A 25,507-nucleotide genomic window follows, 5' to 3' on the forward strand; every position below is an offset into this window, starting at 1 on the left:
ATGAACTTTCAAGCCATCCAATTAGACGAAAGCGCCGCCCTTAAAGCCAACAGCTCAGGCGGTATGTTTTTTGACGGCAACAGCGAGCAACTGGTAAAGATTGTCCGCGCCGAATTTACCACCTCTGAGAAAGGTACGACTGGCATCAGCTTTGATGTCTACAACCAAGACAAGCAAAAGGGCTATTTTACCCTGTGGTATCTCAAAGCAAATGGCGAGCGCATCGAGGGCTTTTATAACCAATTGCAAAACTTGATGGCAGTCTGTGGCGTAAATACCCTTACGCCAACTGCTGCCAATATCAGCAAGTATAGTCATGACGCGGGGCGCGAAGTCCCTACTCAAATGACTGTGGCAAACGAGTTGATGGGTAAATATTTTGTCGGCCTCTTTATCAATGAGTTTGAGATTTATAACGGCGAGAAAAAGACCAAGACGCAGTTATTTACCGCGTTTAACCAAAATCGCCAGTCACTGCAGGAGCAACGAGACCAAGCACCCCCGCAACAAATCGAAGTGCAAAAAGAGCGAATGATCAGCTACTCGCAAAAGTCAGAAAAAGAAGCGGATGCCAAGATGGGCGGCGGCGGTGCTCATGGTGGGTATGGCTCGCAGCCTCCAAGCCAAGGCCAAGGCGTAAGTTATCAGCGCACACCACCCCAGCAGCAAACGCAGCCACAAGGTATGCCACAGCAGAGTAATTACTCAGCGCCGCCTATGCCGCAACATAACCAAGCGCCAACGTCTATGCCAGCTGGCCCAGTAGACGACGACATCCCTTTTAACAAGCATTTTGACGGCCAGTTTTAAAGGATTACCGAGCATCGCGGGCTAATACGGTGACGCGGTTTGCTAGATAAGCCTGATGTTTAGGCCGTGGCGCATAACGCTAGCAGCTCTTGATCGACCTCCTTACACGCTGATGCGTGGCGTAGATATTAAAAGCGCAGTCGAGGCAAGGCCTACACGACCGACGGCCGTCGTATGCACGTAGCGCCAACCAAGCTTGAGAATGGCGTCTATTATGTATCTGTGCATGGTCTGGATATTGACAGCATAGAGCTGTTGACACAAGAGCAGTCGGGAACGCCCGAGTCTTTAGATATGGCCGCAAGATTTGCTGAATGGCGCGATCAGGTACGCGCTGACAGTAAGGTGACAACCCTTGGCGGCATGATCAACAAAGGCGGTTTTTTTGGCGCAGCAATCACAAGGGATGGGGCTGCTCGTATAAACAGGGGTTACCTGATACAAGCGCTTTACGGTATGACCGATGGCGAAAATACCAGCATCAAATACGGTTTGCTAAAGGGTGGTAACAATGCGGTATATGGCACAGATGGCGCAAGAGAGTTTGTGATTATCGGCCTGCGCGATGGTGCTATTGATTTGGGTACTGTAGATTTTAAGGAGTCAAGCGATGAGTGATGTTAACTGTCCGCACTGCGGTTTTGAGCATGACACGATGAACTGGGTTGAGTGTTTTACGCGTGACGGTGACGACTTTGATATTGAGTGTCGGAGCTGCAAAGAGGTTTTTAACGTTGTGGCCAATATTAGTGTTAGCTATGCGGTGGCAAGCGAGGTTAACGATGGCTAAAAACGAAGTGACAATTGTGAGCTTTAACAAAAAAGGCTCTATACGATCTGCAACTGTAAAAATCAATGTTGAAATTGACGTAATGATTGGCTTCTCAGGCAGTGAGGAGGCAGCCCAAAAGGCTTTGTTGTCGCAAGCCATAGACCAATTACGCAGTGATTTGATAGGTGATAGCGATGACTAAAGACCAAATTGAAAAAGAGCTACGCGCCCACTTTGTTGGCAAGCGTCTGGCTGTGGGCGCAAGCGAAAAACCTGACGTTTACTATGTCGGCATCCAAGATTGTATTTGGATTTATGACGGTTTTGGCGGCGACTGGGTAACAGTTATGGCGCAGGTAAGGGTGGATATGAGAGAGACAAGCCGACTCAGCAAGACAAAGCAAGAACTGGAATGGGAGTTGCGGCAAGCGACCGAAAAAATGATTGGGGATAGATCAAAGGAGGTGCAAGGTGACTAACCTAAGACGTATCAAAATGAAGCAGTTAGTGGAAAAGGTCGGCTGGAGTAAGGCAACCATTCATAAAAAAGTAAAGAGTGGCGAATTTCCGCTTCAGCATAAAGATGGCGGTTCGGCCTTTTGGTTTGAACACGAGATTGACGCATGGCTGGCAAAGCGTCATAATCTACAACCTAAGGCCAGTGACGAGGCGGCAAAAGACGACGCTGAAAATGCCTGATGATGATTGATAACAGTAAAAATAGCAGTAAATACCGATGTTTAAAACCAAAATCCTTTTACTATCAATTATTTAAGATATTAATGCGAGTCCGACCACTGGTACCATATCTAAGTTCAGCAGCTATTTGCTAACTTAATAAATCAGCCTCCTTCATTGGGGGCTTTTTTATGTCCTAACAACAGCTTTTTCTTTGCCTTATTTGCCCCAAAACACCCCGCTACAGTGCCCGTCTTACATATTGACATCACCTCAATGACGGGTTTATTCCCTCATCTATACCTTTCTGTATTTAATCATCAGTGTTACGAGCATTTGAGAATAATCATGTAGGTCATTGATAGCAACCGCTGAATAGAGGGCTAAAGGAGTACGCGTTTTGTCTGAATTAAAAACGGTTGGACTGTTCGTCGTTACGGCACTGGCCGAAATTATCGGTTGCTATCTGCCCTATTTGTGGCTCAGAGAGGGCAAATCTGTGTGGCTTCTCTTCCCCAGTGTACTCAGCTTGGCTGCTTTCGTCTGGTTGCTCACCTTACACCCAACTGCAGTAGGTAGAGTGTATGCCGCCTACGGTGGTGTCTATGTGACGATGGCTATTTTATGGCTATGGGCTGTTGATGGCATTCGTCCAACGACATGGGATATATTAGGCACCTCAGTGGCGCTTCTGGGCATGGCCATCATCATGTTTGCACCGCGCCATATCTAATCTCTGACTCTGAACCAAAATTAACTGATAGTTAGTAACCTCATGATTTACATAAAACCACGTCCATTACCTTAGGGCGTGTCCCTATTTCAAACGTTTATACAGAAACAACAAACTATGTTTGACAACAGATGTTTATAGAATATATAGTCAGTGACAGATATGCTTCTTCTTAAGCATATCGCTTTGCGTTCTGCAATTGTCCCATTCAAGCTTATCATCAGCACTGTCAGCTTAGCTTAGAAGCGGTGCTACTTGATATCTGGTGGACTTTTATGGTTGCATGAACGTGTCACAATCGAGTCAATAAAAACAACCATGGAGAGGTAATTTATGAGTGCTCAACAAATCGACAACCCACCACCTGCAAGCCAACAAGCGATGGATTGGCTGCAAGGTTTTGACCAAGCCTTGCGTACCAATAACATTGACAAAGCTGCCGATTATTTTGAAGCAGACGGTTACTGGCGTGATTTGGTCGCGTTTACTTGGAATATCAAAACGCTAGAGGGACAAAGCGACATCAAGGACATGTTGTCGCATACGCTAGAGACCACACAACCGCATGACTGGCAACTTGAAGAAGACGCGACTGAGACCGATGGCGTGATAGAAGCATGGATCAGCTTTCGCACCAACGTCGCAAAAGGCTATGGGCACTTACGGCTGCGTGATGGCAAGGCTTGGACACTTTTGACCACGATGAAGGAGCTGACCGAGTTTCCCGAAAAACGCAACAAACGACGTCCAAAAGGCGCAGAGCACGGCGTCAATCCCGACCGTATCACGTGGCAAGAACAGCGTGAAAACGAGGCGCAAAATCTAGGCTACACCGAGCAGCCTTATTGTTTGGTGATTGGTGGTGGCCAAGGTGGTATCGGTCTGGGCGCACGCCTGCGTCAGCTCGAAGTACCGACCATTGTGATTGATAAACAGCCCAGACCCGGCGACACATGGCGTAACCGCTATAAATCCTTATGCTTACATGACCCCGTCTGGTATGACCACATGCCCTATCTGCCCTTTCCTGAGAACTGGCCTGTCTTTACACCCAAAGACAAAGTCGGTGACTGGCTAGAGATGTATACCAAGATTATGGAGCTGAACTATTGGGGCTCCACAGAATGTATCAGTGCTGAATTCGATGACGCACTGCAGCAGTGGAACGTTGAAGTCGATAGAGATGGCGAGCGTCTCACCTTGCATCCTAAGCAATTGGTGTTAGCAACGGGTATGTCTGGCTTACCAAATATTCCTGACCTTGAAGGTATGGACGACTTCGCTGGCGAGCAACATCACTCCAGTCAGCATCCGGGCGGCGAGGCCTATCGCGGCAAAAAATGTATTGTACTCGGCGGCAACAATTCAGCGCACGATATTTGTGCCGCACTATGGGAAAATGGCGCAGACGTCACCATGATACAGCGCTCATCGACGCATATTATTAAATCAGATACCCTGATGACAGAAGTGCTCGGCGGCCTCTACTCAGAAGAGGCGGTCGAAAATGGCATGACCACCTATAAAGCGGATCTGACATTTGGCTCGATCCCATTCAAACTCATGCCCGAGTTCCATGAACCTGTGTATCGCAAAGTCGCCGAGCTGGATGCCGATTTTTATCAAAGGCTTACCGACGCAGGCTTTATGCTCGACTTTGGTGAAGACCATACCGGTCTATTTATGAAGTATTTACGCCGAGGTTCTGGCTATTACATCGATGTGGGCGCGTCTGAGCTGGTTGCCGAAGGCAAAATCAAACTCAAGTCAGGCGTCAGTATCGATCACATCAAAGCGCATTCAGTCGTCTTAACTGACGGCACGGAGCTAGAGGCTGATCTTATCGTCTATGCGACTGGATTTGGTTCGATGAACGGGTGGGCGGCCAAAATCATCTCGCAGGACGTGGCTGATAAAGTTGGTAAATGCTGGGGTATGGGCTCAGACACTGCCAAAGATCCGGGGCCTTGGGAAGGAGAGCTTCGCAATATGTGGAAGCCCACTCAGCAGGATGCGCTATGGTTCCACGGTGGTAACTTGCATCAATCACGGCATTACTCTCAGTATCTGTCATTACAAATCAAAGCTCGAATGGAAGGTCTCGACACCCCCGTTTACGGCTTACAAGAAGTACATCATTTAGAGTAATTGATAGCCACAGCAAAGATAATGGCCACGCTAGCTTTTAGTGTGGTCATTTTTATGAGGATACAGTCGGTTCTTTTTAAAGAAGATACAATCGTTTTAAAACAAGCTAGGTGGTAGAGGAGCATATGACCTATTCAGCAGATTGTCGGCGCAAGTGATTAAAAGCGTCAAGCATATACTTTCTATAGCGTTAGCAAAACTGCTTTACAGCGCTGGCTCAAAGACCCAAGTGTCAAAAAAAATTGGGGTAAATCACCGACTAAAATAGCGAATGAAGCGCTCTTGAAAGACGTTGAGTAATATCCCGATGATTATTTGTATGAACAAGCTAGGCGATTTAACCTTGCAAATCAGCTGATATCAATCATCCTGAGCGTACATGCTCTAAAACACAGCTCACTATGAATGGTATTTAGATGATTTATAAAAAAGATAAGCTTATTGAAATAGCAGAGTGTCAGTTAAACTCTATAACAGCCATAGAGTACCAAGACTTAGATTTGCCTTTTGGCTTTCAGGATCTGAGAAAAAGTGAATGGTATTTTTCTTATGAAGAGCTTCCTGACAATTACTTAATACCAATTAATACGTTGAAAACCTATTTTTTAATCAAAGATCATATAGTTGCTACATATACCATATGTATTTCTAATGACTTTGAATTTATAGATGAGTTTTTTGTTACTCATTGATAATAGAACTTAAAATCTTGTAAGCAGTAAATATTAGGAATTAAAGAGTATTCATATACTTTACAAAAAAATCCCTACTCTACAGTAAGGCTTTCTTATTATCTACTGATCCTACTTCAGCAACTTATCCAAACGATTCAATTTGCGCCAACAAATCAGGCAGTTTGTCCACTGCCATCTATAGCGTTATTTCTGCTGCCTGCATCGGTGGAGCGATAACTCATCATTTCATCACTACCCCCACCCTACGCAACCATAGACAGCTGATGATGTTTGAGGCCTATACTTCTAAGCACCCCTTTATTGTCCACTTCTTTAATAACCAGCGACCACTCGTCATTGATGACCACGGTATCGCCTGATACCGGTGCGGTACTCAAGCTGGCAATCACGTATTCAGCCACCGTTTGCTCCCAAATAGTATCGGCCTTCGCATCTGCCTCTAAGCGCTTGGCTTCAGTGAAAAAAGGCAAATCGCCAAGTTTTACGCTCGGAGACAACAGCCAATCACCATAAAAATCGTCAATTTCTTTACGATTTAGCTTGGTGTTGTTAAAAATCTTGGCAATCTGTCTGGCATGATCGCCGCGCATGGCGTACCAAACACTGTCCCCAAACATCAGCTGCGTATCTGCCTCGATCACGATCAGCCGCTGGCCACGCACCAGTGCAAAGATACTGATCTCATCAGAGCTGACCCGATTGGAGATGGTTTTGGGGTGGCGGCCGATGGCAAACGCACCCGCTTTGACCTCAAACTCATATAACGTGATGCTCGCCCTATCTGACACCCATACCTCATGCTCCTCTTTGGGTACATCATTGGTCGGAATGCGCACTTTAAACCATGTAGCCATAATCGGGATGGTCGTACCTTGCAAAATCAATGACATCACCACCACGCCGAATGCGATATCAAACAGCATAAAGGCATCACCGACAGCCGCCATCACGGGTAAGATTGCAAGGGTAATCGGCACCGCACCGCGCAAGCCTACCCAAGAGATAAAGCCGATTTCGCGGTCTTTAAATTTAAAGGGTTTGACACTCGTGTAGACTGCAATTGGACGCGCGATAAAAATCATAAACGCAGCAATGGCGAGCGAATAATGCCAGACATTGAGTACATTTGATGGTGTAACCAGCAGTCCTAATACCACAAACAATACGGCCTGTGACAACCATGCAAAGCTGTCCATCACCCGCATCACATGCTCTGTTGAGCGCACTTTGTGATTGCCAATGATAACGCCTGCCAAATAAATGGCCAAAAAGCCGCTACCGCCGAGCAAATTAGTCGCAGCAAACACGGACAAGCCTGCGGACAAAATCAAAATGGCATACATGCCTTCTGCCAAGTGCACTTTTGGCAACAAGCGCGACAACAGATAACCTGCAAGCAGTCCCATAGCCAAACCAAAGCCTAACTGCTGTACTAACAATCCGATAAATCCCAATATGCTCTGCCCTTTCGGATCGACATTGAGCGCAATCAGTCCCGTCACCAATAAAATAGCCAAGGGATCGTTGGCTCCAGATTCAAGCTCCAGTGTGGCTTGCACGCGATCGTTCAGCTTTACGCCGCCATTACGCAGCAACGAGAATACTGCCGCCGCATCCGTAGAGCCGACAATAGCGGCCATCAACAGTCCAACCCGCCAGTCCACATCCAATAGCCAAGTAACGAATACACCTAGAATAAAGACAGTAGCAAACACGCCCCAAGTCGCCAGCACCACCGCTGGCTTGAGACCCACCCGAAACGAGCGAAAGGACGTACGCAGCCCACCATCAAGCAAAATACACGCCAGCGCCGCTTGACCAATGAAGTTGGCAAAATTGTATTGTGAAAATTGAATACCCAAAATGCCTTGTTCGCCTGCCAGCATACCGATCACCAAAAACAGCAATAACAGTGGTATGCCCAGCCGTGCAGACAAGGTACTTGCCATGATACTGGCAAATATTAAAAATGCGCCAACCAAATACAGGATATTCAAGGTATCCATTTTTTCTTGCCCTATTATTCAAACAGCCAAATTATTCCAAACGATTCTAAATGATTATTGTCACTCGATTTATCTTGCTTCATCTGTACCCACTACCCACTCGCAAAAATAAACACTGACACCCATCACATGCACATTACCAAACAAGGCAAATCATAGCATTCAGCGCCGCATAACTCGTAGACAAAATACGACAACACAACATCAGTACAGATGGGCGTAAGGGTAGCTATGTCAACCACGCCATTTTTTGAATTTCTAATATTTGGTTGACACTATCAAATTTTTTCAATATAGTTGACATCATCAACTAATTAAAGAGCGCATCATGCCTGATATGTCCTTGAGCGATACTATGCATCGACTGATGCATACCTACAAGCGACTCCTGCGCGCAGGCATTGCCCAACAGCAGATTGAGCTGTCTGTCACCCAAATTAGAACCCTAAAGGGCGTGTGCCACAATTCAAGCAGCACCGCCCACTCTATTGCCCAATACATGCAACGTGACAAAGCGCAGATTACCCGCGCCTTAAATGACCTGATTGCTCGTGATCTGATTTATAAGACAGACAATCCGCAAGATCGTCGCAGTCAGCTGCTAATACCAACGTCCAAAGGCGAGGCGATCATGACCCAGCTCAATCTCGCTGAGCAATGGGCGGTAGCGCAATTGACAAACGGCTTAGCTGATGAGCAGTTGGATTCGTTTTTACACATCAGTCAGCTCATGATCGCCAGCGCAGCATCAACAAACAACACCCATTAAGGACAACTATCCTATGGCAAAACCAGCCCCTAGAACCTTAGACGTGATTCGCGCTGAGTACCTCACTCCGAACATGCGCCGCATTACCTTAGGCGGTGCCGCGATGACCGCCTTCCCGCAGGCGCAAGAGAGCGCTTATATCAAACTTATCTTTCCAAAAGACGGTGCAGAAAAGCCGCTTCTGCGTACCTATACCATCAGCCAGCAGCGTGATTGCGAAATTGATGTCGACTTTGCGCTACATGATGTGGAAGGGCCTGCATCCGTATGGGCGCGGCAAGCTCGCGTGGGGGATCAAATTTTGGTCGGCGGCCCAGGCCCTAAAAAGCTGATCAATCATGACGCCGATTGGTTTTTATTCGCAGGTGATATGACATCTTTACCTGCTATTACGGTAAATCTGTCTCAGCTGCCCATCGATGCGCGCGGCTATGCCGTCATCGAAGTGACGACCGAAGCGGACATTCAATCACTCACTAAGCCTGATGCTGTTGAGCTACACTGGGTCATCAACCCCCACCCGCAAAGCAAAAGCAGTCCGTTGTTAGACAAGGTTGAGAGCCTAACATGGCTGACTGGACAACCCGCCGTCTGGGTAGCTTGCGAATTTCACAGTATGAAAAAACTGCGCCGCTATTTTAAAGAAACACGAGAGATTGCAAAAACGCATCTATATATCTCCAGCTATTGGAAAATCGACAGCACCGAAGATCAACACAAGATTGCAAAAAGCGATGATGCAAAAACTGCAGCGCAATAAAGGATCATCGATAATATTTTGATTGGGAATGATAGTACTGCGAACTGAATATTTGGTGCAAAGTTAATACCAAATACCATTGTCAAACCTGCCCGCCGTTGACGTAAAATAGCGCATATGACTGCTTTAATAACGCCCGATCGTCCTACGCGCAAAATCATTCATCTCGATATGGACGCCTTTTATGCCAGCGTCGAGCAGCGCGATTTTCCGCAGTATCGCGGTAAGCCCTTGGTGGTGGGCGGTGATCCTAATGGACGCGGTGTGGTGGCGGCAGCCAGTTATGAAGTACGGCAGTTTGGGGTGCGTTCGGCCATGTCATGCTATGAAGCTCGTAAGCGCTGTCCTGACGTGGTGTTTGTACGACCACGTTTTGAAGTATATCGCGCCGTCAGCGCCCATATTCGTGCCATCATGCGCGAGTTAACACCGATTATCGAGCCACTCTCGCTGGATGAGGCTTATCTCGATGTGACAGGGCTACCAGTCCATCGTGGCTCAGCGACCTTGATGGCGAACTGGCTACGTGCTGAGATATTACGGCAAACTGGGCTAACCGCCTCTGCAGGAGTTTCCTTTAATAAAATGCTCGCTAAGATTGCCTCCGACCTCAACAAGCCCAATGGCACCGCCATCATCACGCCAGCAGATGCCAGCGCCTTTATCAGCACCCTACCGATTGAACGCTTTCATGGTATTGGCAAGGCTACGGCCAAGCGCTTGCATGCCATGGATATTCATAACGGTGCTGATTTGCGCAGGATATCTGCTGCGGTTTTGATCGCTGAGTTTGGTAAGCGCGGACAGTTTTATCACGATATTGCCAATGGGCGTGATACGCGTCCAGTCAAAGCCGAACGTGAGCACAAGTCAGTCGGTTCTGAAACCACGTTTCGCGATAACCTCAGTGATGATGCGGCGCTGCGCGCACAAATTTATGAACAAAATGCAGATGCTTTTCAGCAACTACAAAGTAAGCAGCTGATAGCGCATACCATTACCTTAAAGATTAAGTACGCCGATTTTACCCAAATCACGCGCTCTCATACTGTATCAGGTGTCTTTGCTGATGCACAGTCCGCCCATTATTGGCTGGATAAATTATTTTTAGACATTCCACGTGCCCTGCCTATTCGTTTGGTTGGCGTAACCTACTCCTCTTTGGTCATTAAGGGTAGTGTGATACCGCAGCCTGATCTTTTTGAATAATCGTTATTTGCTTAGGCTATTTACTATAATTGCTTATCTAAAAATAGTGAAACATGCGTAACCGTGTCATGATAAATACCAAGCAAACCGTAACGCCGCACGCGGCTTTCTGCTACACTACGACCAAAATTATTCTTTGTATAGTTAGCTGATTATGACCGACTCTCAAACCTTATCTTCTACCTCTATCGCCGTCACTACTGATCAACACAGCTCAGATTATCTGAGCGTTGCCGATTATGATTATGAGCTACCTGATGATCTGATTGCTCGCTACCCACTATCAGAACGCTCCGCTTCAAAACTGCTCTACTTACCGACCACTGGTGTACCTGAAGACCATACTTTCACTGAGCTGCCTGCACTATTAAATGCAGGTGATTTGATTGTGTTCAATGACACCAAAGTAATGAAGGCGCGGCTTTTTGGTAACAAAGACACAGGAGGTCGTGTTGAGGTTTTGATCGAGCGGCTGCTTGCTGACACAGCAACTTCTGATCATACGCTCCCTGATCGGTCTCATATGGCGCTGTGTCATATCAAGGCCAGTAAAGCGCCCAAGATTGGCCAACGCTTGCAACTTGGTGGTGGTCAAATGAGCGCTGAGATGATCGCACGCCAAGATAATTTGTTTATATTGGCTTTTGACGTGCCTATCTTGCCAGATTTGGAACGCTTTGGCGAACTGCCCATACCGCCCTATTTTGAGCGTCATGCTGACGATACAGACAACAACCGCTATCAAACGGTCTTTCACGACCCTGCAAAGCTCGCCAGCGTTGCCGCCCCTACGGCCAGCCTGCACTTTGACGATACGGTACTACAAGCACTGGCCGACAAAGGTATTCGTACCGCATTTGTCACCTTGCACGTTGGGGCTGGTACTTTTGCTCCTGTCAAAACGGACAACCTGCTCAATCACACCATGCACAGTGAATATGCACACTTACCACAAAATACCGCAGATTTGATTAACCAAACCCATGCCAATGGTGGCAAAGTCATTGCCGTTGGGACGACGGTGACTCGTGTTCTAGAAACCGCTTATCAAAAAACCACTGCGGGCGGCCAAACACTCAGCACATGGTCAGGTGATACTGATATTTTTATTTATCCTGGGTTCAAATTTGGCGTTATTGATCAATTATTGACCAATTTTCATCTACCTAAATCAACGCTACTCATGCTGGTCTCTGCCTTTGCAGGTAAAGCGCCTATTGAGCACGCTTATCAACATGCGATCGCAAACGAATATCGCTTTTTTAGCTATGGTGATGCGATGCTGCTTGATAAAATCTCCAGTTAAGCGAAATTGATGACTATTGGTTGCCACTGCCTACAAATAAACTGGTAAACTGGGCAGGATTTTGTTATAAAAGCGGTAACCATTTGTTTTTTAGCACGGGGTTTTTCTGTCTGCTTTGTGTCTGACAGGATAGCGGTACAACAGTGCTCTCATTGGGACAAACTGGTCATTGGCGGCAGTGCATTGTGTACATGTCCCACAAACTGTAACCCATTACCTCACTCATCGTAGAAGGGCTAGATATGTCTTGGCATTTACCCAATCATTATCGTTTGAATACTATGCATCGTGCAGTCTCTATGGCGCTGATTTATTCGGTAGGTGCAGCATTCTTACCCTCGGTCACGCAGGCTGCCGTTGTGGGGCAAGCCGTCATTACCTCTAACCCAGATCAACCACTGACCGCCAGCATGATGGTAACGGACATCACTGCTGCTGACTTTTCCGCCACATTAGCAGGCGGCGTGATTTATAAAGAAATGGGTCTGACACCGACAGAGTCTATGTCAGTACGCTTTGTACCTGCGTCAGAAACCAGTGGGCATTTGCTGGTAACGACTACGCAGCCTGTAGACGCACCTTTCACAGATATGGTGCTAACGCTTAATAATAGCGGTCAGCGTGATGTGATACCAAGAACCTTGTTGATACCATTAGCAGGACAAGAAGCCGTAGACACCATTGCATCAACAACAAAAAGTCAGCCTAGCGCACAAGTAACGCATGCCGTACCCTTACTGGTCAACAACACTTTGCCACCGCCGTTGTTTGATACTGACAATTTGCAAGCGATACCGAACAATCAGTCAGAAACGTATACTGCCAGAGCATTACCTGTCACTCACACGTCAGTGATGCCGCCGCTACCTAGCGCTCAGATCAATGAGTCCGATACGCAGCAAATCGCATCAGATTTATTGGCAAAAGATACCAAAGCTGACAAAATCCACTCAGAAGTACTTAAGGTAGAGGTTAAGCGAACCCTCAACAGCGCCAATGACCACCCTACAGTGGCAAAAAGCCGTAGTGACGTACAACAACCTGATATCACCTCTGATGAAGCGGTATTGGTGGTTAGCAATCAGCCACCGCCTGAGCTGGATACCAATGAGCCAACGCCGATACTATTATTAAACCCAAAAAATCGCGGCAATCAAGCAAGCAAACAGTATACCGTACAACGTCAAGACAGCTTGTGGTTGATCGCGCAGCAAATCGCTGAGCAGAACAACCTTAACACCCAAAAAGTCATGACAGATATTCGTACAAACAATAGCAATGCCTTTGTCGATAGCACCTCTCATCGCTTAAAACCAATGGCGCAACTTGATCTGAGTCGCTATGATACGGTTGCGACACAAAATGAATTCCAAACTGCCATTCGTGCCAAAAAACAACAGTATTTACAATCAATAAAAACAACCACACGTGCACCAGCTAAAGATGACTCAAACCTACAAGCAAAAATGGGGTTAGAGCAACAAAAAACGCTTATCAGTCAAGAAACCAGAGTAAAAATTCGGCCAGCAACGATAAAAGACGATAAAATCACCGTTGCAAATACGACTGATACAGTAGAAGATAACCAGCAAGTGGCACTACAGAATGCCCGCGCATAGCATGCTAAAATAATACCAAGGCAACATACGATTTCAAAACATCAAAATACAGTCATTAAAATATATAAATCATCTGGGCTATATCTATATGCTCGTTTGAAAAATGACGTTACCAACAACAGCCTAACTGCTCAGTAGAAGCTGCTGTAAACAGGACAACTAGGCGCGGGAGTTTTTATGGATATTATGCTATATATCATCGCAGGATTGGTTATTATTGCGGTAATAGCCGTCGTGGTCATGCGCAAAAACAAAGGGGCGCAAACGCCGCCCCAACAACAAGAAAGACCAAGCACCCCTGCCCGTAGTAGCACACCAAGTACCGCCCCGCCTGAGCATGCTGCGCCGACACCTGCAGAGACGGTTAAGTTTGATAACTTGACTGTGGCTCAGCGTTTCATGGATCAACAGCGCTATGATAAAGCCATTGAAACCTTGGAGCGCGGACTTGCTGAAAAGCCCAATAATGCACCACTTTTGCTTAAATTGCTTAATGTCTATGTGCTCACTGAACAAACAGATAAATTTTATAGTACTTATGAGAAGCTCGAGACACATGGTGATACACAGACCTTGGCTCAAGCCCAAGAGCTAAAGGCTTTAATAGATGGTGAGCAGTCACAAACGTTTGAAACCACCAGTACAGCCTCAGTAGCAGAAAATAATGAGCCTGACTTTGAGATGGACAGTTTAGACTTCGATCTTGGTGACAAACAAGATGTCTCTGAACCCGCCTCACCTGATGCTGAGCCTGCACTTGATGTAGCGCCCAGCAATCAACAACCAGTAGCCACTGATACTGACAGTCAAGACATCACTCGCTTGGATGACGATGCGTTTGACTTACTTTTAGATAACCTAGAAACACCTAATATTGATACCGATAAAACTGATGGTGAGCCGCAAGCTTCAGATATTGTAGATGACTCAAATGCCTTTGATAGTTCGAGCACAGTAGAGACAGAAACACACGATGACGATATCTTTGCAGAACTAAGCAGCGCTACAGCGCCTGTCGAATCCGATACTAAGATTGAAGATAGCAAAGCAGTTGATAGTCAATCAGAGCCTACTGTTGATAATATTGATGACGACTTTGTTTTAGATTTTGACCTAGCAGCTGATGACACGGACTCCGCTGATAGTCTGTCTGTGGATAGCGAAGAGGATTCAGCACTAGATAATAGTGAATTAGAAGACAGCTCAGCGCGTCAGGATATACTCAGCAGTGATTGGTCAACTGATGAGCCAACTGGTGACGATCATTTAGAAGACATCACTTTAGATGCTACGATGAGTGAGGATAGCACTGTCGATGACGATGACGATTTTGTCCTTGATTTTGAGGAGCTGGTTAAAGAGACTGAAGACAGCACCCAGCCTGACATCAGTGGCGAGGCAGCTTTGCAAAGTGAGGGAGAAGACTTTACGTTGTTTGCTGCAGATGAGGGTAATACGCTTGAAGACATTACCTTTGATACAGACACCTCAGATGAGCCACTATCACTAGATGCCCCTGTCATCTTAGAGGAGACTCCTGAGTCTCATGAAACAGCGACACTAACACCAACTGACATCAACCCCGTCCATGACGAAGAAGCCTTGGATGTTCAGACACCTGCTCCTGTAGAGGATAGTGAGCCAGCTGGTGATAACGCTCCTGTTGTTTCAACGGCCGACCTTGATTTTGCCAAAACATTAGATGGCAACCAAGTCACACTAGATTTGGCCAGTCAGTATTTAAAACTGGGTGAATATGATAGCGCCAAGCGCTTACTGGATGAGGTTATCGCCCACGGTGATGCCGAACAGCAAGCTGAAGCCAAGGCGTTACTGTTGCGCACCGCTTAATTCGCTCATCAATGATGCGTTGTTCACCAGCCCATACTATTATTGCAAGTCAGTCACATTATAAATTTGACTGCTTGCAATAATTTTTTTACTTATGACCCTTTTGTTTTTGTTAACGGCAATTTTCTCATGCAATCAAATTCTACGATTCCCTCACCATCTTCAAACACCATACAATTGATCTATGCAGGTGGTACCTTTGGTAGCTATGGACGCCCGCTCGCACCACTTCCTGCAGTAGAGTTTTTGCCCGCGCTGCAAACATTACTGACGGCTGATGCCGAGCATAGCGCATTGCCTGCAGTATCTTGGCTGGATAATGGACTGATTAAAGACAGTAGCCAGCTTGATGCGATTGATTTTTTACATTTTTATCAATTGATTTTAGAGGCTTATCACAAGGGACAGAGGCAGTTTGTCTTGATTAGTGGTACCGATAGTCTCAGCTATCTGGGTGCTTTCTTAGCAGAGGCTTTTTCTGGCTCAGATATTTGTTTGATCGTGACGGGTAGCATGCGTCCGTTATTAGACAGTGAAAACATCACTGAATACTGTGTTGACAGCAATAGTGACGCATGGGATAACCTAAAAGATGCCTTACGCTTAGCAGCAGCAGGAGACGCTGGCGTCAAAATCACTTTTGGCGGTGAAGCATGGCCTGCTCAAACGGTACAGAAGATCCATAGCCATGACTTAATGGCCTTCACTGGCCATTCAAGAGCGGCCTACCCCGCCAGTAGTTATGTGAAGCAGTTGCCTACAGCTCGTAAGCAACATTGGCTTGAAGACCAGCAAGCATTTTCTGACGGCATTATGCATCGTGCTAAAGATGCCGCCGTACACGCACTATACTGTATGCCCAATGATACTGAGGTCTTATGTGAACAACTGACCATGCTGACCACCAAACCGCCCAGTGGTATTATTTTGTTAGGATTTGGGGCTGGCAACATACCCTACTCGCCAGCACTCGCTGAAGCGTTAACAACCGCCTATCAGCAAGGACATATGGTCGTTTGCGCCAGTCAATGCCCCTTTGGCGGCGTGAGCGACAGCTACGCTGCAGGCAGCTGGCAGTATGATTATCACGTGATCGCTGGTGGTCGCTTGACGATACCTGCGATTTACGCGCGCTTACTATGGCTGCTTTTGCGTTACGATACGCCAGCCAGACGGCGTCAGCGCTGGACACATACTGTCTCACAGACGAGTACCACCACCAAAAATCGCTAACATTTGCAGGTCACGTCTCGATATTGAATATATAGTGAACGCTGGCCTGCCTGCACATTAGGCACATAGATTGTCATTCGCTTAATATGCAGGCGCTTAAGAAAACCATCATATCCATACTTCATCATTGATGACCTTATCAGGCAGACCTTTATATCCCTATGTCTATTTCCGCCCAATCTGACGACCAAGCTGTTGTTAACCAGCCCATTCATACCTTAGCCATTGCCATTGAATTTTTGGGTACGCATTATCGCGGCTGGCAGCGGCAGCAGGAAGTGCTTGGAGTGCAAGAGGCGGTAGAGGCAGCCATCAGCAAAGTCGCCAATGAGCCAGTTGAGGTCGTTGCCGCTGGTCGTACCGATGCTGGGGTACATGCTAGCAATATGATTGCTCACTTTGTCACTCATGCCTACCGCCCAGCACATAACTGGCTGCGCGGGATCAATAGCTTGCTGCCAGACGACATTGCTCTGCGCTGGGTTCAGCCCATGCCTGCTGACTTTCATGCACGCTTTAAAGCCATCTCTCGCCGTTATCGCTATATCACGCTCAATCAGCCGCAGCGACCTGCGATTCTCAATCATCAAGTCACACACATTCATGAGCCGCTGGACTTGGCTGCCATGCAATTAGCTGCCGCTGATATCGTGGGTACACATGACTTTAGCAGTTATCGCGCCGCTGCTTGTCAATCCAACCAGCCTGTTCGCACCATTCGTCATGCCAATCTGTTCCAGCATGGCGCTTTTATCGTTTTTGATATCCAAGCAGATGGCTTTTTACATCATATGGTGCGCAATCTGATGGGCACCTTGTTTGCTATTGGTAAGCATGAGCTCCAGCCTACAGATTTTAAGCACATTCTAGCAAAAAAAGACCGTACCATCGCCCCACCAACGGCGTCTGGAGATGGACTGTACTTCATCAATGCTTATTATCCAAAAGTCTACCAACAGCTACTGCCAGCGCCACCGCTTACGCCTGTATGGTTAAACCTTCCAGATTGATATACATAACACTTACACGCTGTCAAGTAAAAATCAGGTTTTTGTTGCGTTAATGCGCAAACTTGCGTATAATATCGGCTTATTTTTCACTGATTGATTATGAATTATGGCCAAAAAAGACGATATTATTGAATTTGAAGGCGAAGTCATCGACACCCTTCCAAACACCTTGTTTAAAGTTCGTTTAGAAAACGGACATGAGATCATCGCTCACATTTCAGGTAAAATGCGTAAGCACTATATCCGTATTTTGACTGGTGATAAAGTTAAAGTCGAGATGACTCCATACGATCTCTCTAAAGGTCGCATTACTTATCGCGGCAAAAACTGATATATGCTAACGGTTTTTAACGACTGTTATTTATGTTGATCATTCCAATCTGCTCAATACGAACAACAATACCGATAACCCATTCACTACGATCCAAAGGGCAGAATGCCTGCTAGTGGTGGTCGTATTTCCGATATAAAATGGCTGTCTTTATATTGGCAACAGATTGGTTGATTGATACGTTCGCATCAGGCAACAACTATACGAGTTATTACCCCTGCTGATATAAAAAAATACCGCTCATCATAAGCGGTATTTTTTTTGTCTAGAAGTTCACTCTAATAGCTGTCGCTATTCTCATGCACATCGCCATCGACTATTTGAACTCAACAGTCGCACCTTCTTTAATTGTACCTAATAAGGCTAGTGCATCCCAGTTGGTTAAGCGCACGCAGCCCGCTGAAGCTTGGCGACTGATGCGCTCAGGATCAGGTGAACCATGGATACCATAAGAAGGCTTACTCAGGCCAATCCATACCAAACCGACTGGATTATTGGGGCCTGGTGGAATGATAGATTGCTCTCCATTATCACCACTATAGGTATAATTGGGCTCATGAATTTTAACTTTGACTTGATGCGTACCAGTTGGTGATGGTGTGGCCGCGCTGCCGACAGTGGTTGGATAGCTTGCGACCAGATTATTTTGGTCATCGTAGGCATATAGGGTTTGGGTACCTTTATCAGCAACCACGCGGCTCACAGGCTTGGTATTGGGATTACCAGGATTATAAACCGTAATGGTTTCGCCACTTTTGAAGCTGGCATTGGGGTTGAGTAATTTTAGATAGTCGCGACTGATATGAAATTTTTCACCCAAAGCTTCAAGGACACTCTCATAATACATGCCATCAAGCTTGGCTTTTGCCTCAGCACCAGCAGGAATTTGAGTGGTTTTGACGTTAACATCGGCGTCAGTGAGTTGGTAGCTGACCAATACAGGCTGCGAAGTGAGCGAGCTGTTTTTGGTCAACGCTTGCCATGTTGTGGTATCCAACTTTTCAGTAATGGGTAATCCTTGTGCTTTTTGAAAGGCTTGCATGGCTTTTCGTGTATTTTTTCCCCAATAGCCATCAACAGCACCGACACCGCTGTGATTCCAGTTCAATAGTGCTTGCACCTTAGTACCGATATTACGGTCAATTTTGCTGTCCGCCGTCCATGTTGCTTGGTTCACTTTTTTGGCAGTTTCTGACAGATTTTTTGTGCTGTATTTGATTTTTGGCAGCAGTTCATTTAGTGAGTTGGCAGTGGTGCTGTCCCCTTTAATTTGCTGACTCACTCCATTGGTAACTGGACTGACCTCATCACTGTTTGTCGTAGCGCCATCTGAAGTGGTGCCATCTATATCATTGTTCATCGTGTTGCTTGTGCCATCGGTATTGGTCACGTCACCATCGTCCATGTCACTATTTTGGCTACTGCTGTCATTCATGTCAGCTTCTGCATCAGTGGCTGCATTCATGTCACTGTCTGACGTTGTTGCCGTGTCTTTGTCTACCGTAGCCGCGTCTGTAGTAGCATTGGCGTCCATATTATTGTCTGTAGTAGCGCTTTCAGAAGGCGCGCTAGTGCTGGTTGTTTGTGTCTCTTCTTCATTGGTATTGGTGTTGTTACAACCGACCAATAGTGCTGACGCTGTACCCACGGCAACGATAAGACTGCCAACCTTTAGTAATTGAGACATAAAACCCTCCTAATTCATCACGATGCGACGCAAAATGTATCAAAATTTATTATAAAGATATCTTGCCATAGCGCCGTCACGCGCCCTAACGGCTTTATGTTAATAACGAGTCATTCTTGCCCTATCTTTGTTAATAGGGTGAATGAAAGCACTGATCTATTTACAATAAGGCACGGTGCAAGGTGTGTCGCACAAAAAAACCCATAAACTGCTGAGCAATTTATGGGTTTATTGTTTATCTTAAAAAGGCGTGCATCGCCTCTAGCGCAAATGCTGGTTTATACCAATTTTGCCAATACTGCTTCGCCCATTTGCTGACAGCCCACTTGGGTTAAGCCTTCTTCTTTGGTATCCAAGATATCAAGCGTACGCAGTCCGTCATCAAGCACGTCACTGACTGCTTGTTCAATCGCTTGCGCCGCCGCTTCTTGTTTAAAGGTATAACGCAGCATCATGGCAACTGACAAGATGGTCGCCAGTGGGTTGGCTTTGTCTTGACCTGCAATGTCAGGGGCAGAGCCATGGCATGGCTCATACATGCCCTTGCCATCTTCATCTAAGCTCGCTGATGGCAGCATACCAATAGAGCCTGTCAACATAGCGGCCTCATCAGAGAGAATATCGCCAAACATGTTGCCCGTGACCATCACATCAAACTGCTTAGGATTTTTGATCAGCTGCATACAAGCGTTGTCTGCATACATGTGTGATAACGTCACGTCGGTATAGTCTGCTTGCTGCATTTGGATCATGGTCTGCTTCCACAATTCCGTGACCTCAAGAACGTTGGCTTTATCTACTGAGCAGATACTGGCAGGTTTACCAGAAGCGGTGGCACGCGTTTTTGCCAGCTCAAAAGCCACTTTACCGATGCGCTGGATTTCGCTGGTGCTATACACCATGGTGTTATAGCCTTGCTGTTCGCCGTTTTCTAAGGTGCGAATACCGCGAGGCTCACCAAAATAAATACCACCGGTTAGCTCACGCACGATTAACAAGTCCAAACCCTCAATAATATCAGCCTTGATGCTCGACGCATTGGCCAATTGCGGATACAGTTTGGCCACGCGCAAGTTGGCAAATAAGCCAAGGGCGCTACGGATTTTTAACAAACCGCGTTCAGGGCGTTTGCTGCGCTCAATAGCATCCCACTTAGGGCCACCAACAGCACCTAAAAGGACAGCATCTGCTGCACGGGCGCGCGCCAAGGTCTCTTCGGGCAGTGGCTCACCCGTTGCATCGACAGCAACGCCGCCGATTAAGCCTGACTCTAAACTCAAATCAAGTGCAAATTTTTTGTTGACCGCCTCTAGCACATTGATGGCTTGCGTCATGATTTCAGGGCCAATACCATCGCCTGCTAATGTTAAAATCGTTGCCATACTAATCCTTGTGAATAGTTAAAAAAGTGAATATCAGTTGATCTGAGCAGATCAGACCTTATGTTGTCGCTTTTATCTTGGTTTCGCTGATACGGCTTGCAGATTTTTTGTTCGTTACGTTAACTTCTACAAATTCGCCTTGGTGCTCTGTATGCATCTGTTTACAAAAACGGCGCTCAAGGCGCTCATTTTGTAATAGATCGATACACAAGGGAGCAGGAGACGCCGCTTCAAGTAAGCTGTCATTTGCTTGAACAGATTTTTTGCGATACGCCTGCAGCTGATACACACCTGACTGGGTAAACTCATGAATCAGGGCAAAGCGTTCGACATAGCCCAAGTTGTTCTCAGGATAAAAGTCCACGTGTACTTCGCGCTTTGCTGGCATCATACGCACGTAGTAATTACTCAGCCCAGCCATGCCCGATTTTGATAGGGGCACTACTTTGATCGCATTTTTGATCGCATTGGGACTTTGCAATGGCGTCTTGTCCATTTGCACATAATTTGCTGCGGTATGTTTTGCTTTGGCATTATCCATCACAGCCGTTTGTGATACCTGTGCCAACATATCGTTATCGATAGGCTGATGCGTATCTGGATCAATCACCAATGTCCTGTCAATCTGCGTGATCTCACAGTGGTAAGTGCCCGCGCAGGTAATATTGACCTCGCCAGCCAGAGGTTGGACGGCGCCTGCCCATGTTGGAGCAGTACTGCCCTGTTCAATTTTCTGGTAACCAGTTAATAGCTGGCAGCCAGACAATAGCGTACTGGTAACGACAATACAGCCTGTTAAAACAGCATAATGTTTTTTATTCATAATAACGGCTACTATGGTGATAAAAAGAAAAGGACGATAAACATCATCAGTTTACTGCGTACATATTCAGACACAGCAAACCGATAGAGGTCCTTCATTTTAGCCAGTTCGCCATCATAACTCAACGTCACAAGCCCAACTGTCAGGCTTTTATTCAATATATGACGGTTGCACTCTAGGCATGAACATCATTAAAAATCCATGGCGTTTTTTGCATCATTTTATGCTCATAGGCACTGATGGCCTCGCTTTGCTGCAAAGTGAGGCCAATGTCATCAAGACCATTTAACAAGCAATGCTTACGAAACGCATCAATCTCAAATGGGTATTCTTTACCCGCTGGAGTGATGACCACTTGACGCTCCAAATCAGCACAGAGTTGATAACCCTCATTGGCTACCGTCTCTTTCATCAGACTATCGACAGTCGCTTCATCCAATACAATGGGTAACATGCCATTTTTAAAGCAGTTGTTATAAAAGATATCAGCAAAGCTTGGCGCAATGACTGTACGAAACCCATACTCAGACAACGCCCACGGCGCATGCTCACGGCTTGAACCGCAACCGAAATTTTTGCGCGTTAGCAAAATAGTGGCGCCTTCATAGCGCGGCTGATTAAGCACAAAATCAGGATTAACAGGGCGCTTACTGCTGTCTTGACCCGGATAACCCTCGTCTAAATAGCGCCATTCGTCAAATAAATTGACCCCAAAGCCTGTACGCTTGATTGATTTTAAAAACTGTTTTGGAATGATCTGATCGGTATCAACATTTGAGCGATCAAGGGGACAGACGATACCGGTTTGGGTGTTATAAGCTTGCATCATAATTTCCTATAAATTATCAGTATTATTGGTTTATAAAGAATGCTGGCGTGGCTAATAGACAGTACGTTTGTATCCATATATCAGCGGTGTGGTGCTCTCTATAGCGCTTATCTCACCGCTTACTTGCCCGCATTGTCTTTATCTCAAACCATACCTATTAAAAGCTACGCACATCGACGAAGTGACCTGCCAAGGCAGCGGCAGCGGCCATCGCTGGACTGACCAAATGCGTGCGACCGCCGTTACCCTGACGCCCTTCAAAGTTACGGTTTGAAGTCGATGCGCAGTGCTCTTGTGGCTCAAGCTTATCAGCATTCATCGCCAAACACATTGAGCAACCCGGCTCACGCCACTCAAAGCCTGCATCGGTGAATAAGCGATCTAAACCTTCTGCTTCTGCTTGTAACTTGACCTGTCCTGAGCCTGCCACCACGATGGCTTCTTTGACATTATCAGCCACTTTACGCCCTTTGATAACAGCCGCCGCATCACGTAGATCTTCAATGCGAGAGTTGGTACAAGAACCAATAAAGATACGATCAAGCTGGATATCAGTGATTTTTTGCCCTGCTTCTAAACCCATATAAGTATAAGCACGCATCCACCCTTCTTGCTGGGTGTCATCAGCCGCTTGTTCAGGTGTGGGCACAGACTCCGTAATATCGACGACCATCTCAGGTGAAGTACCCCAAGACACTTGTGGTGCGATTTCGCTGCCATCCATTTCAATGACGGTATCAAATACCGCATCATCGTCTGAGTAGAGCGTACGCCAGTAGGCTTCTGCCTGATCCCATTGCTCCGCGGTTGGTGCATATTGACGACCTTTGACATAGTCAATCGTGGTGTCATCTACCGCGACCATACCCACACGCGCACCGGCCTCAATCGCCATATTGCAGACGGTCATACGCCCTTCCATGCTCATCTCTTCAAACACTTGGCCTGCAAATTCAATTGCATGTCCTGTGCCGCCTGCGGTACCAATTTTAGCGATAATGGCAAGCACCACATCTTTTGACGTCACGCCAGCACCGAGCGTACTGGTGACACGTATTTGCATATTTTTTGATTTCTTTTGAATCAAGCACTGAGTTGCCAGCACATGCTCAACCTCGGAAGTGCCAATACCGTGGGCAAGGCAACCAAGCGCGCCGTGTGTGGCGGTATGTGAATCGCCGCAAACCACCGTCATGCCAGGTAGTACCAAACCTTGCTCAGGACCCACCACATGCATGATGCCTTGACGCGCATCATTGATAGTGAATTCAGCAATATTAAATTTGGTGCAGTTGTCATCTAAAGTGACGACCTGCAAGCGTGACACCTCATCCTTGATCCCTGATACGCCCTGCATGCGCTCTTTACTAACCGTCGGCACGTTGTGATCGGGGCTGGCAATATTGGCAGATAAACGCCAAGGTTCGCGGTTGGCAAGCTCTAAGCCTTCAAATGCTTGCGGGCTGGTCACCTCATGTAACAAATGACGGTCGATATAAATTAGGCTTGAACCATCATCACGCTGCGTGACCTCATGGGCATTCCAAAGTTTGTCGTATAACGTTTGACCGGCCATAATACTATCCTTTATTGGTTGCTAATTGCTTATTCAGTTGGCTCACTCATAACATATCAGTAAGCCCGATTAAGCGTTGGCGCTAGATGACACTCATTTATTATTATCGTACAGCGACTATTTTGCGGTGCAAAGTATCGCCTATCGTGCTACTAGAATAAAAATATCAAAAAGCGTCTCGATGTCTTGTGATTATAACAGCCTAATCCTATAATAATAATTGATGATTTTTATCTATTCGCAAACTTTTTTTTCTGATAGCTGTGAATCACTCTGCCCATTTTTTACTTATGGCTTATATAAGCTGAGGATATCGGTTTGAATACTACCAATTTGACGACATTTGTGACCGTTATGCAAACAGGCAGCATCTCAGGCGCAGCAGAAAAATTATTCATTACTCAGCCTGCGGTCAGCAAACGCATTAAAAACTTAGAAGACGAGTTTAAAATCACCTTATTTGACACGGTAGGACGTGGTATCGTGCCAACACAATCTGCCAATGAAATGTTGCCACATGCCAAACGCTGGCTCGAAGATTACAAAAATTTCAAGATTAGCCTACAAAACTCCCAACAGACCGTATCAGGCAAGCTGGTTATTGGCACCAGCCACCACATTGGTCTACATCATCTGGCACCCGTTCTCAAACATTTTATCCAGCAGTATCCTGCCGTAAAGCTTGAGGTTCATTTCGTTGATTCAGAGGAGGCTCATAAAGCCGTCATCGATGGCAATCTATCGCTAGCCTTTTTGACCCTGCCGCCCGTCTATGACAAGCGTTTGACCTATCATACTCTGTGGTCTGATCCACTGTATTTTATGACTGGGGCGCTATCGCCACTGGCCAAAAAGACCAACGTCACTTTAGAGCAGCTGGCTCACTACCCTGCTATTTTACCCTCTGCCAATACCTTCACCAGTCAGATCACACTGGCAGAATTTGCTAAACACAACTTAAAACCCTATGCGACCATGAGTACCAATCCGCTTGAATCCATTCGCATGCTGGTATCGGTAGGTTTGGGCTGGTCAGTACTGCCGCAAACCTTGGTCAGTCAAGATTTAGAACGCATAGATATGGCCGATAACATAGAATTACAACGTTATTTAGGGGTGGTTATCAATCCCAAATTAACGCCATCAAGTAGCGTTGAAGCCTTACTGGCACTGCTTGCACCCATTGACTATACAAATCAATCTGATGGAGAAGATTGATTATGAAGAACGGCTTTGGTCGCAATTCTAAAATCTATACGTTATAATAATTTTGCATTTGC

Annotated in this window: 25 protein-coding genes; 19 read left to right on the forward strand and 6 right to left on the reverse strand. The window is 46.3% G+C overall.

Annotated features, from left to right (window positions below):
• The 9 genes from ACFI32_RS08060 (at position 1) to ACFI32_RS08100 (ending at position 5,833) form a co-directional block, all read left to right on the forward strand.
• Positions 1-810 carry a hypothetical protein gene (locus ACFI32_RS08060; protein WP_462626013.1) on the forward strand — a complete coding sequence of 270 codons (810 nt, stop codon included), beginning with the start codon at positions 1-3 and terminating at the stop codon, positions 808-810.
• Between the two features lie 174 nt (positions 811-984).
• Positions 985-1,428 (forward strand): hypothetical protein, encoded by a 444-nt coding sequence (locus ACFI32_RS08065; RefSeq protein WP_462626014.1) that lies wholly within the window; start codon positions 985-987, stop codon positions 1,426-1,428.
• A complete protein-coding gene (locus ACFI32_RS08070) occupies positions 1,421-1,600 on the forward strand; it encodes a hypothetical protein (RefSeq protein ID WP_462626015.1) in 180 nt (59 codons plus the stop codon). The genes ACFI32_RS08065 and ACFI32_RS08070 overlap by 8 nt, the downstream gene beginning before the upstream one ends.
• The gene (locus tag ACFI32_RS08075) at positions 1,593-1,784 is read left to right on the forward strand and encodes a hypothetical protein (RefSeq protein ID WP_462626016.1); all 192 of its coding nucleotides are present in this window, start codon (positions 1,593-1,595) and stop codon (positions 1,782-1,784) included. The genes ACFI32_RS08070 and ACFI32_RS08075 overlap by 8 nt, the downstream gene beginning before the upstream one ends.
• Positions 1,777-2,061 carry a hypothetical protein gene (locus ACFI32_RS08080; protein WP_462626017.1) on the forward strand — a complete coding sequence of 95 codons (285 nt, stop codon included), beginning with the start codon at positions 1,777-1,779 and terminating at the stop codon, positions 2,059-2,061. Before ACFI32_RS08075 ends, ACFI32_RS08080 begins: the two co-directional genes overlap by 8 nt.
• Positions 2,054-2,281 (forward strand): helix-turn-helix transcriptional regulator, encoded by a 228-nt coding sequence (locus ACFI32_RS08085; protein ID WP_462626018.1) that lies wholly within the window; start codon positions 2,054-2,056, stop codon positions 2,279-2,281. Before ACFI32_RS08080 ends, ACFI32_RS08085 begins: the two co-directional genes overlap by 8 nt.
• A gap of 379 nt (positions 2,282-2,660) precedes the next feature.
• Positions 2,661-2,993, forward strand: coding sequence for a YnfA family protein (locus ACFI32_RS08090; RefSeq protein WP_462626019.1), 333 nt, complete (start codon positions 2,661-2,663; stop codon positions 2,991-2,993).
• A 333-nt stretch (positions 2,994-3,326) separates the two neighbouring features.
• Positions 3,327-5,141, forward strand: a complete 1,815-nt coding sequence (locus tag ACFI32_RS08095; protein WP_462626020.1) for an NAD(P)/FAD-dependent oxidoreductase — start codon at positions 3,327-3,329, stop codon at positions 5,139-5,141.
• Positions 5,142-5,557: 416 nt separating this feature from the next.
• Positions 5,558-5,833: a hypothetical protein gene (locus ACFI32_RS08100; protein WP_462626021.1), complete on the forward strand. Its 276-nt coding sequence runs from the start codon at positions 5,558-5,560 to the stop codon at positions 5,831-5,833.
• A gap of 245 nt (positions 5,834-6,078) precedes the next feature.
• Here ACFI32_RS08100 and ACFI32_RS08105 read toward each other — a convergent pair whose 3' ends face one another.
• Entirely contained in the window at positions 6,079-7,842 is a 1,764-nt protein-coding gene (locus ACFI32_RS08105; RefSeq protein WP_462626022.1) for a potassium/proton antiporter, read from the reverse strand.
• Positions 7,843-8,170: 328 nt separating this feature from the next.
• On the opposite strand from ACFI32_RS08105, the gene ACFI32_RS08110 reads away from it, so the two are divergent.
• From ACFI32_RS08110 to infA, 9 genes are all read left to right on the forward strand, one after another.
• Positions 8,171-8,611, forward strand: a complete 441-nt coding sequence (locus tag ACFI32_RS08110; RefSeq protein WP_462626023.1) for a MarR family winged helix-turn-helix transcriptional regulator — start codon at positions 8,171-8,173, stop codon at positions 8,609-8,611.
• A 13-nt stretch (positions 8,612-8,624) separates the two neighbouring features.
• Entirely contained in the window at positions 8,625-9,371 is a 747-nt protein-coding gene (locus ACFI32_RS08115; protein WP_462626025.1) for a siderophore-interacting protein, read from the forward strand.
• Positions 9,372-9,488: 117 nt separating this feature from the next.
• Positions 9,489-10,580, forward strand: a complete 1,092-nt coding sequence (gene dinB, locus ACFI32_RS08120) for a DNA polymerase IV (RefSeq protein WP_462626026.1) — start codon at positions 9,489-9,491, stop codon at positions 10,578-10,580.
• A 154-nt stretch (positions 10,581-10,734) separates the two neighbouring features.
• Positions 10,735-11,886 (forward strand): tRNA preQ1(34) S-adenosylmethionine ribosyltransferase-isomerase QueA, encoded by a 1,152-nt coding sequence (gene queA, locus ACFI32_RS08125; protein WP_462626027.1) that lies wholly within the window; start codon positions 10,735-10,737, stop codon positions 11,884-11,886.
• A gap of 242 nt (positions 11,887-12,128) precedes the next feature.
• A complete protein-coding gene (locus tag ACFI32_RS08130; RefSeq protein ID WP_462626028.1) occupies positions 12,129-13,505 on the forward strand; it encodes a FimV/HubP-related protein in 1,377 nt (458 codons plus the stop codon).
• Positions 13,506-13,682: 177 nt separating this feature from the next.
• Positions 13,683-15,356: a FimV/HubP family polar landmark protein gene (locus tag ACFI32_RS08135; protein WP_462626029.1), complete on the forward strand. Its 1,674-nt coding sequence runs from the start codon at positions 13,683-13,685 to the stop codon at positions 15,354-15,356.
• Between the two features lie 129 nt (positions 15,357-15,485).
• Entirely contained in the window at positions 15,486-16,589 is a 1,104-nt protein-coding gene (locus ACFI32_RS08140; protein WP_462626030.1) for an asparaginase, read from the forward strand.
• Between the two features lie 161 nt (positions 16,590-16,750).
• Positions 16,751-17,599 carry a tRNA pseudouridine(38-40) synthase TruA gene (truA, locus tag ACFI32_RS08145; RefSeq protein WP_462626031.1) on the forward strand — a complete coding sequence of 283 codons (849 nt, stop codon included), beginning with the start codon at positions 16,751-16,753 and terminating at the stop codon, positions 17,597-17,599.
• A 106-nt stretch (positions 17,600-17,705) separates the two neighbouring features.
• The gene (gene infA, locus ACFI32_RS08150) at positions 17,706-17,930 is read left to right on the forward strand and encodes a translation initiation factor IF-1 (RefSeq protein ID WP_169391838.1); all 225 of its coding nucleotides are present in this window, start codon (positions 17,706-17,708) and stop codon (positions 17,928-17,930) included.
• Between the two features lie 316 nt (positions 17,931-18,246).
• On the opposite strand, the gene ACFI32_RS08155 is transcribed toward infA, so the two are convergent.
• The 5 genes from ACFI32_RS08155 to leuC all read right to left on the reverse strand — a co-directional run bounded on the left by ACFI32_RS08155 (position 18,247) and on the right by leuC (position 24,227).
• The gene (locus ACFI32_RS08155; protein ID WP_462626032.1) at positions 18,247-19,617 is read right to left on the reverse strand and encodes a L,D-transpeptidase family protein; all 1,371 of its coding nucleotides are present in this window, start codon (positions 19,615-19,617) and stop codon (positions 18,247-18,249) included.
• Positions 19,618-19,895: 278 nt separating this feature from the next.
• A complete protein-coding gene (gene leuB, locus ACFI32_RS08160; RefSeq protein WP_462626033.1) occupies positions 19,896-20,999 on the reverse strand; it encodes a 3-isopropylmalate dehydrogenase in 1,104 nt (367 codons plus the stop codon).
• A 58-nt stretch (positions 21,000-21,057) separates the two neighbouring features.
• On the reverse strand, positions 21,058-21,822 hold the full coding sequence (locus tag ACFI32_RS08165) for a hypothetical protein (RefSeq protein ID WP_462626034.1): 765 nt from the start codon (positions 21,820-21,822) through the stop codon (positions 21,058-21,060).
• Positions 21,823-21,997: 175 nt separating this feature from the next.
• Positions 21,998-22,648: a 3-isopropylmalate dehydratase small subunit gene (leuD, locus tag ACFI32_RS08170; protein WP_462626035.1), complete on the reverse strand. Its 651-nt coding sequence runs from the start codon at positions 22,646-22,648 to the stop codon at positions 21,998-22,000.
• A 160-nt stretch (positions 22,649-22,808) separates the two neighbouring features.
• Complete coding sequence (gene leuC / locus ACFI32_RS08175; RefSeq protein ID WP_462626036.1) at positions 22,809-24,227, reverse strand: 3-isopropylmalate dehydratase large subunit; 1,419 nt, start codon at positions 24,225-24,227, stop codon at positions 22,809-22,811.
• Positions 24,228-24,545: 318 nt separating this feature from the next.
• Between leuC and ACFI32_RS08180 the strand changes: the two genes are divergently transcribed.
• Positions 24,546-25,445, forward strand: coding sequence for a LysR family transcriptional regulator (locus ACFI32_RS08180; RefSeq protein WP_462626037.1), 900 nt, complete (start codon positions 24,546-24,548; stop codon positions 25,443-25,445).
• Positions 25,446-25,507: the final 62 nt, after the last annotated feature.

This window comes from Psychrobacter sp. PSi21 (assembly GCF_054960615.1).